Origin of the sequence: Streptomyces sp. NPDC057307, assembly GCF_042667665.1 — a bacterium.
GTDB lineage: Bacteria > Actinomycetota > Actinomycetes > Streptomycetales > Streptomycetaceae > Streptomyces.
Genome location: NZ_JBHUZM010000056.1, coordinates 35,762 through 45,645, shown reverse-complemented (window position 1 = coordinate 45,645; position 9,884 = coordinate 35,762). Strand labels below are relative to the sequence as shown.

General features: G+C 71.8%; 6 protein-coding genes and 1 pseudogene. 1 reads left to right on the top strand and 6 read right to left on the bottom strand.

Features of this window, described 5'->3' with window-relative positions:
• Positions 1 to 64: 64 nt before the first annotated feature.
• The 4 genes and pseudogenes from ACFUN8_RS20255 to ACFUN8_RS20240 form a co-directional block, all read right to left on the bottom strand.
• Entirely contained in the window at positions 65 to 3,556 is a 3,492-nt protein-coding gene (locus ACFUN8_RS20255) for a phosphodiester glycosidase family protein (RefSeq protein ID WP_383639231.1), read from the bottom strand.
• A 250-nt stretch (positions 3,557 to 3,806) separates the two neighbouring features.
• Positions 3,807 to 5,402, bottom strand: a pseudogene (locus ACFUN8_RS20250) (SpoIIE family protein phosphatase); the annotation flags it as partial.
• 256 nt (positions 5,403 to 5,658) lie between these two features.
• A complete protein-coding gene (locus tag ACFUN8_RS20245) occupies positions 5,659 to 6,354 on the bottom strand; it encodes a TetR family transcriptional regulator (protein ID WP_383639228.1) in 696 nt (231 codons plus the stop codon).
• Complete coding sequence (locus tag ACFUN8_RS20240; protein WP_383639225.1) at positions 6,351 to 7,829, bottom strand: MFS transporter; 1,479 nt, start codon at positions 7,827 to 7,829, stop codon at positions 6,351 to 6,353. The genes ACFUN8_RS20245 and ACFUN8_RS20240 overlap by 4 nt, the downstream gene beginning before the upstream one ends.
• Positions 7,830 to 8,046: 217 nt before the next feature.
• On the opposite strand from ACFUN8_RS20240, the gene ACFUN8_RS20235 reads away from it, so the two are divergent.
• Complete coding sequence (locus tag ACFUN8_RS20235; RefSeq protein WP_382565776.1) at positions 8,047 to 8,319, top strand: chaplin; 273 nt, start codon at positions 8,047 to 8,049, stop codon at positions 8,317 to 8,319.
• A 107-nt stretch (positions 8,320 to 8,426) separates the two neighbouring features.
• Here the strand turns inward: ACFUN8_RS20235 and ACFUN8_RS20230 are convergent, their stop codons facing one another.
• A complete protein-coding gene (locus ACFUN8_RS20230) occupies positions 8,427 to 9,293 on the bottom strand; it encodes a tyrosinase family protein (protein WP_383639221.1) in 867 nt (288 codons plus the stop codon).
• Positions 9,294 to 9,314: 21 nt separating this feature from the next.
• Positions 9,315 to 9,827 (bottom strand): tyrosinase family oxidase copper chaperone, encoded by a 513-nt coding sequence (locus ACFUN8_RS20225; RefSeq protein WP_383639218.1) that lies wholly within the window; start codon positions 9,825 to 9,827, stop codon positions 9,315 to 9,317.
• Between the last annotated feature and the right edge of the window lie 57 nt (positions 9,828 to 9,884).

Sequence of the window (9,884 nt, the reverse complement as noted above, 5' to 3'; positions counted from 1 at the left end):
GTGCGGGCCCGTCCTGGGCCGTGGCTGACCGGTCACGCCCGGCACGCCGTGGTGCCGGGCGTAGCTACGCCGCGGGCCGGACCGCCGCGGCGATCCGGATCTCCGCCCGCCGCGTCACCCCGTTGACCGTCACGGTGACCGTGGCCGCGCCCCGCCGCAGCGCCGTCAGCGTCCCGCTGGCCGGGTCGAACGCCGCCACGTCGCGACGGTTCGCCTTGCGCGGGTCACCGATGTGCACGTTCGGCGAGCCCGTCCAGTCCGCGCTCAGCGGGAAGGCGACCGGCACCTCCCTCGTCCCCTGGGTGACGGTCGCCGCGAGCGCCGCCTTGTCGCCGGGTGCCAGTGCGGAGGGCGCGTCGAGCGCCAGCGCGTCGGTGTGGGCGCGTGTCTGTACGGAGACCCAGTCGGGCCCGCCTTCCCACGGCTCGCGCCGGGCCTCGGACTGCTCGCTCCTGGACACCTTGTCGACGCCGACGAGCGACCAGCCGGTGAACCCGCCCTCGTCGGCCGGGGCCGCCGGGTTCTTCCCGGAGTTGCCGTTGATCAGATACGGGACGCCGTCGACGCGCGAGGCGTCGAAGACCCCGACGTGGCTGCCGATGAAGCCGGCGCCCTTGCCGCTCGTACGGCGGAAGCCGGCGAGCCAGTCCTCCAGCAGCGCCGCCTCCTTGCGGTCGCCGAGCTGGCTGCCCTTCTGCACGGTGGGGTCGCGCGGCGGGACATGCTCGATGACCATCACCGAGCTGACGCGCGGGTCGTCGGCCGCGGCGTCCAACTGGGCGCGCAGGGCCTTGATCTGGGCGAAGCCGCCGCCGCGCAGGGAGAGGCTGGAGGTGTCGAGTGTGACGAAGCGTGTTCCGCCGTGGTCGAACACCCGCTGCGCGGGGCCGAATTCGCCGACGAAGTTGTCGATCTTCCCGCCCATCACCTCGTGGTTGCCGGGCACGTAGTACCAGGGCAGTTCGTCTCCCAGCTCCTCGGTGAGCACCTGCCGCGCGAAGGTGAGGTCCGCGGGCGAACCCTCGTCGACCAGGTCGCCGTTGACGACGAGGAAGTCGGGCTTCGCCGCCTTGATCTCGCGCAGTGTCCGACGGGCCTGCCGCACGATCGCGCTGTCGGGTTCGCGGGCCACGAACTGCGCGTCGGACATCACCGCGAACTGCCAGTCCCGGCCCTCGGTCTCGGCGGCCGTGTCGATCAACGGGTCGGCGGGCGGCCGCTGTTCGGGCAGGTCGACGGTGGGCGGAACCTGCGCCGTCAGTCCGTCGATCACGATCTCCCCGGTGTACTGCTTGTCGGCCGCGGTCTCCGCGAGATAGAAGCGGAACACGGACAGCGGCATCGCGGCCCCCTGCGGCACCGCGAACGTCACCAGCCGCCAGCCGGTCCAGGTGACGTAGGGCCCTCGAAGCAACTGGTCCGATCCGGCGGCGTCCTTGAGATGCAGCGTCGGCCAGGCCCCCTTCCCGTCCCCCTTGATCCACATCGTGAAGGACTGCGGCTGGCCCGGCACGGTGATCTGCTGCGGCGGGCTCGCGTACGCCGCGCGGGTCGCGGTCGAGAGTCCGAAGTCGTACGTCAGTTTCAGGCCGGTACCGGTCTGACCTTCGGGTGTCGCCGCGACCGATCCCGCGGCGCGGGCGTGGCTGAACTTCCACGCGGCGGCGTCGTCGAGGGGGGAGACCTGCTGCTCCTGGAGTCCGACGCTCACCGCGAGCGCGGTGGTGACGCCGTCGACGGTCGCCGTGATCCGTCCCGCGCCGCCGCCGGTCCTGGAGGTGACGGTGAAGGCGCCCTTGCCGTCGTCGGCGACGGCGAACAGGGCGCGGTCGTACGCCAGCTTCACGTCGCGCGGCTCCACGGGCGCGGACGTGCCGTGCGCGTCGAGGCCGACGATGCCGAAGGTGCCGGTCGCCTCGCCGTCGGCGAGACCGACACGGGTGGTGGTCGGCCGGATCCGTGCGAGGTCGTCGAGGACGGTCAACTCGATGGATCCGGCGGCTCGTCCGCGTTCCGCGCGGACCTCGGTGGTGCCGCTGCGGCGGGCGGTGAACAGCCCGTCGTCGTCGACCCGGCCGACCGAGGACCGTTCGGTCCGCCAGCGTGGGTCGCCCTGCGCGGGGCCGTACGTCTCGTCGTAACCGGCCGCCGTGAGGGCGCGGGTCAGTCCGGGGAAGACGCGTTCGGGGTGGCCGCCCTTGACGGGGTCGTCGCCGGGCGCGGCTCCGGCGGGCGTACGGGTCTCGACCCAGAAGCCGTCGAGACGCCCGCTGCCGTCGGGCGCGGTGAGGGCGAGGCCGTTGGGGACGGTGCGCTCGCTGCCGTCGGACGGGGCGTTCTCCACCTGGAGCGCGTCGCTGCCGGGTTCGCGGGCGACGAGAGTCGAGGAGCCGCCGCCGTCGAGGTTGAGCGCGTTGTACGCGCCGGCCTCCTTCATCATCACGGCCAGCTCGGTGAGGGTGACACCGCCGCTGTCGGCCTGCCGGCCGTCGACGGTGATCACCCGCATCTCGCTGCCGTCCTTGGAGAAGCCGACGGCGGTGCGGGGTGCGGCGGTGTTGTTGCCCTGGCCCTCGTGGTTCTGCGGGACACCGTCGACGACGAGGAGTTCCCGTCCGCCGACCGCGGTGCGCGGCACGGGCCCGCCGTTGGTGCGCGGGCTGTACTCGACGGCCACCGGGTCCCCGGGGCGCAGTGCCTGGAGCTGTACGGCGCCGGCCTCCCGTCCGACCAGGACGGTGGTGCCGGGCTCGATCGGACCGCTGCCGGGGTTGTCGGTGACGGTGACGACCTTGCCGTCCCGGACCGCCACCTCGGCCACGGGTCTCGCGGTGTCCACGGTGAGCGCGCGGTTGGCCCGGCCCCAGGCCGAGTTGTACGCGCCGATGCCACCGGCCGGTACGTTCGCGGCGTTGTACGCGGCGAGGGGCCACGGTCCGGTGGGCAGTGTCAGGGCGCCGTCGAAGTACAGCTCCAGGACGCGCCCGGCGTTCTCGGGGCCGATCCCGACGGCCCGGTTGGCGCCGGCGGCGGGCGACTGGGTCAGGGCGCCGTCCTTGATGCCGGGCCCCTGCGGCGCGCCGGTCTCGTTGATGTCGAAGAAGTCGGCGTTGATGGCGGCGACGGTGCGGCGGCCCTGGCCGGGGTCGTGGCCGGCGGCGAGTTCGGAGACGCTGCGGCGGTCGGCGACCTCGCCCGAGGAGAGGTAGTCGGCCCGGACGCCACCGCCGTCGAGGTCGACGGAGAGCGCGTCGACGCGCAGCCACTTGTCGGATTCGAGGCGGTCGTACGAGGTGAGGCTGACGCCCGGCGCGACGGGGCGGGAGCTGCGCGCGGTCTCGATGCCGTCGCCGTCGACCACCGATCCGGGGTCGACGGACGGTCTGCCGGCCGGTCTGCTGGCCGGTGGTGGCGCGACGGGGCGCAGCATCTCGGCGGCGTCGTGCGGACGGGGGTCGGGGGTGGAGTCGGCGACGGACGGGGTGATGGCTCCGGTTGTCAGTGCGGTGACCGCCGCGAGCAGCACGACGGACCGGCGGGCAAGACCTGGGCCCACAAGTTCTCCTGTAGTACGGGGGGTTGGCGCGGGTAGTAAGCGCTGTCAGCCGCCCAGCATCGCCGCGTGTGCCCCGGTTCGCCAGAGGTTCACGGACACGTCGGGGAGAACAGGGGGCACCGTGGAAGTGACGTGGGGTGCCCGCCCGAGCGGCGGCGGCACCCGCCGGATTAACTGATGATGCGTCAGAAAGAGCCGAGGAGCACTCAGATCGGTCGACGGCTCGTCACGTGTCGCGGGGCGGGGGCTCCCTGCGCATGAGCAGTAGAGCCATGTCGTCACCGCCGCCGTGCTCCCCCACGAGGTCGCCGAGGCTGTCGGCCAGTTCCTGGATGTCCCCGGGGCCGTCCTGTACGGCCCGCGCGAGCCGGTCGAGACCCGCGTCGAGCGTGGCTCCCGGCCGTTCCACCAGCCCGTCGGTGTAGATGAGCAGGGTGTCGCCGGGAGCGAGAGTCGCCCGCGTGACCGGGTAGTCGGTGCCGCCGCGCCTGGCGGGCCCGTTCACGATCCCCAGCGGCAGTCCGCCCTCGGTGTCGATGGTGACGCAGCTGCCGTCGCGGCGGCGCACCATCGGTTCGAGGTGGCCGGCCCGGACGATCTGGAGTGCTCCTGTCGACAGGTCGACTTCTACATACGTGCAGGTGGCGAAGCGTTCGGTGTCCAGCTCGTGCAGGAAGGTGGAGGCGCGTGCCATGGCCGTGGCGGGCGAGTGGCCCTCGGAGGCGTACGCCCACAGCCCTATCCGCAGTTGTCCCATCACGGCGGCGGCGTCCGTGTCGTGGCCCTGGACGTCACCGATCATCAGGCCGACCCGGCCGCCGGGCAGCGGGATCACGTCGTACCAGTCGCCGCCGACGTCACGTCCGGCCCTGGCCGCGCGGTAACGGACGGCGATCCGGGCCCCGGCGACCTCGGGGATACGGTGCGGCAGCATGGCCTGTTGCAGGCTCTCGGCGAGATCGTGCTCCTGCTCGAAGAGCATCGCGCGCTGGAGGCTCTGGGCGATGCTGCTGCTGAGCGTGACGAGGAGGTTGCGTTCCTCGCCGGTGAATCCGCCGTGCCGGGAGTAGAGCAGTCCCAGGGCGCCGATGGTCCGGCCCTGGACGATCAGGGGCAGGTAGGCGCCGGATGCCACCGGGAGGTGTTCGATGTGCTCCCAGAGCGGCGGGAAACAGCGCCGGAACTCCTCGCGTGAGGAGATGTAGCGGGGCCGTACGGTCCGGACGACCTCGCTCATCGGGAATGGCGCGTCGATCCGCGTGTACTGGAGTTCCGGGACGTACAGCCCCAGCCGCCCCTCGGTGACCGTATGGACACGTCCGTTCTCGACGACGCCGAGCATCACGCTCACCGCGCCGAGGTTGCTCAGCGCCTCGGTGTCCTTCAGCGCGTCGGTGACGTCGTCCACGGTCGTCGCGCGGGCGAGCAGGGCGGTGACGCGGCGGACCATGCTGGTGAGCCGGCGACGGGTCTCGACCAGTTCGGTGCGCAGGGCGGCGTCGTCCAGCTCGCGGGTGGCGTCGCGCACGATGCCGATGACCCGGTACGGGTCGCCCGTCGTACCGCGTACGAGACGGCCCTGGGTGTGCAGCCAGCGGCGCGATCCGTCGCGGAGGCGGATCCGGAAGTACGCCCCGTAGATGTCCTTGCCGCTCTCCAGCGCCCGCCGGATCAGCGTGTCCAGGCGCTCCAGCTCCTCGGCGGGCACCCGGTTGGCGACCGACATGTGGCCGTCGTACTCGTCGGGGCGCAGGTCGAACACGTCGAGGGCACCGGGATCCAGATGCATGCGCTCGCTGCGGAGATCGATGTCGAAGCTGCCCGTGCGGTTGTACGCGAGGGTCAGGTCGGGGCCGGCGGGCCAGTCCGGATCGGGCCGGCCGGACTGGTCGGACTCGTCGGACTCGTCGGGCCGGTCCGGGAGGGGGAGGCCGGGTGGCGGATCGACACTCACGGGCCCCTCTTCCCAGTCGCGGGCACGGCAGGTCGGTTTGTTCCCTACCTTCTGGTGTCAATTGTGTGCGCGGTACCGGTACGGACCGCAAGCGGACGATATGAGCCGGTACAAAATGGTACGAGCCGCTGCCCGGTTCCGCGCGCGCTCAGTGGCCGGTGATCAACCGCTGGAGCGCGGGCGCGTAGAGGTCCGCCAGCTGTTCGGGGGTGGCACGCTCACCGGCGCCGGGGCGGTGGAGGCTGAGGGTGGCCCCGAGGCCGAGGAGCTGGCCGGTGATCAGCTCCGCCCTCAGCTCGCACTGCTCGCCGCCGATGAGACCGGCGAGCCGTGCGGTGACCTGCTCGCGGAAGCGCTCGCGCAGCAGGGTCCGCTCGTCCATGTTGCCGAGGGAGAAGACGACGCGCAGGAGGGGGTCGGAGTGGTTCTCGCGCCGTAGCCGGACCATGGTCAGCACGAGATGTCTGCCGAGGTCGGCGGGCGGCGCGGCGAAGAGCCTGTCGGCGGCGGGCCCGAAGTCGGCGACGGTGTTGAAGAGGCGCTCCTTGGTACCGAAGCGTTTGACGATGAGCGAGGCGCTGACGCCGGCGTCGGCGGCGATGCCGCGCATGGTCACCTCGGCGTACGGGCGCTGGGTGAACGCGCGCCGGGCGGCCCGCAGAATCGCGAGACGACCGGTGCCGGGGTCGGCGGCGGAGTCGTCCGCGGGGTCCGCGCCGTTCGACTTCTCCGCGCCGTTCGACGTCTCCGCAGCGCTCTCTGTGCCACGCTCCACGCCGCGCCCTCCGGGGGACTCCTCGCCCGGGTCCGTCGTCTCGTCGGCCGCACGCCCGGTCGTCGTCATGCGCCCTCCTCGGCGAACGTACGGCTTGCTGTGTGCTCCTTGCCGACGGTACCCGGCTCGGCCGCCACCGCACGGCCCGGCAGGCACAGGGTGACCGCCAGGGCGAGCAGGGCCGCGCCGGCGGCGATGAGGAAGACCAGCAGATAGGCGTGGAGGGTCGGCGCGGTACGGCCGCCGGCCTGAAAGGTGATGTTGGCGAGTACGGCGGCGACCACCGCGCTGCAGAATGCCTGTCCCACGGACCGCATCAGGGTGTTGAGGCCGTTGGCCGCACCGGTCTCGCCCGCCGGTACCGCGCGCATGACGAGCGCGGGCAGGGCGGAGTAGGCGATGGCGGTGCCCGCCGCGACGACGGTCGCGCCACCGATGATCGGCCACAGGCTGTGACTGGTGAAGAAGCGCACCACGTACCCGACCGCCATCACGGCGGCGGCCAGCGCCAGCGCCGTCTTGGGGCCGTACTTCGCGGAGATCCTGGCCGACACCGGCGACAGCGCCACCATGGCGAGACCGCCGGGCAGCAGACACAGTCCGCCGACGACGATGGACGCGCCTATCCCGTAACCGGTGCTCGTGGGCTCCTGGACCATCTGCGCGGTGACGAGGGAGTTCGCGTAGAAGGCGAAGCCGATGAGGAGGGCGGCGATGTTCGTCAGGAGTACGGCCGGGCGCGCGGACACCCGGAGGTCGACCATGGGGGACGTGGTGCGCAGCTCGTACGCGCCCCAGAGCAGACCGATGGCGAGGGCCGCCACGAGCAGGCCGACGGTGCGCGCGGAGGTCCAGCCCCAGTCCGCGCCCTGGGTGACGGCGATCAGCAGGCTGACGAGGGTCGCGGAGAGGCCGAGCGTGCCGACGACGTCGAACCGGCCGCGGGAGCGGAGTGGGGACTCCGGGACGCAGCACAGGACGAGGACGATGTCGACCAGCCCCAGGACGGCCGAGGCCCAGAACATGGTGTGCCAGTCGAAGTTCTGTACGACAAGGGCGGCGACGGGCAGTCCCACGGCGGCGCCGATCCCGAGGGTCGAGCTCATCAGGGCGACGGAGGAGAGCAGTCGGGCGGGCGGGAGTTCGTCGCGCATGATGCTGATGCCGAGCGGTACGACGGCGAGCGCCGCGCCCTGGAGGGCCCGGCCGGCGATCAGTACCCCGATGTGGGAGCTGACGGCGCACAGGACCGAACCGGCGACGAGCACACCGAGCGAGGCGATGAGGACCCTGCGCTTGCCGTACATGTCGCCGACGCGGCCGAGTACGGGCGTGAAGACCGCGCCGGTCAGCAGGGTGATCGTGACGAGCCAGCTGGCCGCCGCCGGTGTGCTGCCCGTCAGGGCGGGGACGTGCGGCAGCAGGGGCACGACCAGCGTCTGCATCACGGCGACCACGACGCCGCAGAAAGCCAGTACGGCGACGAGGAAGCGACGGCGCTGCCCTTCCACGGGCTCCGGCTTCGCTATCTCTCCTGCGGGCATCTGGTCTCCGTCGTTCTGCCGCGGCCTCCGTGACCACACGTCGCGGAGGGGGTGCACAAGCGTTCACCCCGAGGGTAAACACCTGTGCACCCCTTTGTCACATGCCGTTCTCTCACTGATTGGCTCAATTTCGTTACCGAGGGTGAGTTTGCGCGTTGAACGTGCGTGAAGGCCGCGCATCGTGCGGCTGTGCTCGAAACGTTCAAGGAGAAACTTGATGTCGCGTATCGCGAAGGCCGCTGCTGTTCTCGCCGGCACGGGCGCCGTTCTGGCCGGCGGCGCCGGTATGGCCTCTGCCAACGCCGGCGCCGAGGCCGCGGCCGTCGGTTCGCCCGGAGTCCTTTCCGGCAACCTGGTCCAGGTCCCCGTGCACATCCCGGTGAACCTCTGCGGCAACACCATCGACGTGATCGGCCTGCTCAACCCGGCGTTCGGCAACCAGTGCGTCAACGTCGACAGCAAGCACCACGAGGGTGGCTACGGCCGCTGAGCCTCCGTCACCCGGGGACCTACATCCCCGGGTATGACTGAGACATGAAGTGATGGCCTCCCGCATCTCGTGCGGGAGGCCATCACGCGTGGGAGCCGGGATCCGGCTCAGGCGTCGTAGCGGTAGAGGCTCTGGTGGCTGAGCATCTCCGCCGGCTTCGTCCCCCACGGCGGCATCGGCTCGTCCACGCTGATGGCCCGGCCGCGCTGTGGATCGTCGCCGCCGAGCTTGCGCTGCGGCTGATAGGCCGACTTCGGGTGCTTCTTCTGCCAGCGGTCCCAGAGAAGGTCGACAAAGGCGTGGTGGAGCCAGAAGACCGGGTCATGGGGCGCGGTCGCACCCAGCATCTGGCCGCCCACCCACCGGTGGACACGGTTGTGGTTGCGCCACCGCGTCTTGTCGTCGCCCGCCGTCCAGCCTTCGAGGCGGTTGCGGAAACCGCGCGTGACGGTGGAGTCCCAGGGCGCGGCGTCGTAGACCGACTCGTCCATCGCCCAGGCCAGTTCGTCCTTGGTGGGCAGCGCGATCGGGGAGGTGGGGCGGCCGAAGGCGCGGACGAGGAACTTCCGCTCCAGCACCCCGTCGTTGATCTTCCAGTTGCCCGCCGCGTAGGCGAACGCCCCGGTCGTGACCTGCCCGTCGGACGCGCGGCCGTCGCCGCCGAGGAAGTCCTCGGACCAGAGGGACGCCGCCGGTGTGTTGTCGGTCGTCCAGTCCCAGTACGGCACCGTCACCTTGGGGTCGAGGCGCTGAAGCGCCCGCTCGAACTCCATCAGGTACTTGCGGTGCCACGGCAGGAACGAGGGCGCCATATGTCCGGACCGCGGGCCGTCGTCACCGTCGGCCCGGTAGTACTGGACATGCTGGCGGACGAAACCGTCGTAGTCCCCCTGGCGTTTGAGCTCCAGGACCGCGGCGACGAAGCGCTTCTTCTCCGCGCTGGTGAGATCGCGCTGATTCTTTCTGATGTGCACCGTGGAGGGTCCTCCCTGCGGTCAGTGAAGCGCCGGTCCGGCGAGCGAGAGCTGGGTACCGCCGAGGTCGTCGACCGCCGCGCGGGCGGTCGCGAGCGCCGTCGGGAACGATTCGAAGTGGTTGACCACGCTGACGTAGCTGCCGTCGGCGCGGCGCATGAGATGCAGGGGCCGGCCGTCGATACGGACGTCGGCCTCCGTCCCCCGGATGTGGCGGCCGCCGTACATCTCGTCGAAGCGCTCTGCGGGCGGCGGGCCGTCGGCAGCCACGCCGCCTGGGACCGGTGCGGCCGGTGCGGTGGTCCTGCGGGGGTCGGCCCGGAGGATGGGCGTCAGGGCCGCGGCCGTACCGCCGATCGCCCCGAGGGCGAATGCCGCGCGCAGGAAGAGACGCCGGGTGCGGCCGGGCGGGGGCGGGGGCATCGGTGACGCCGGGGGCTCATGGGGTTGGTGCGATTGAGGTGGCACGAGGGCCAGGGACTCCGCAGGCCGTGCCTCGACGGGCCCCGGCTCCAGCTTGGTACCGCCTGCCATGGCGAACCTCCACTCGTCGGCCGTGCCCCGCCACACGTACGCGGCGGGGCACGGACA

Excerpts from the sequence above, each read along its gene's own strand:
- ACFUN8_RS20235 (WP_382565776.1), top strand. The coding sequence starts at position 8,047 with ATGTCGCGTATCGCGAAGGCCGCTGCTGTTCTCGCCGGCACGGGCGCC.
- ACFUN8_RS20225 (WP_383639218.1), bottom strand. The coding sequence starts at position 9,827 with ATGGCAGGCGGTACCAAGCTGGAGCCGGGGCCCGTCGAGGCACGGCCT.
- ACFUN8_RS20245 (WP_383639228.1), bottom strand. The coding sequence starts at position 6,354 with ATGACGACGACCGGGCGTGCGGCCGACGAGACGACGGACCCGGGCGAG.
- ACFUN8_RS20240 (WP_383639225.1), bottom strand. The coding sequence starts at position 7,829 with ATGCCCGCAGGAGAGATAGCGAAGCCGGAGCCCGTGGAAGGGCAGCGC.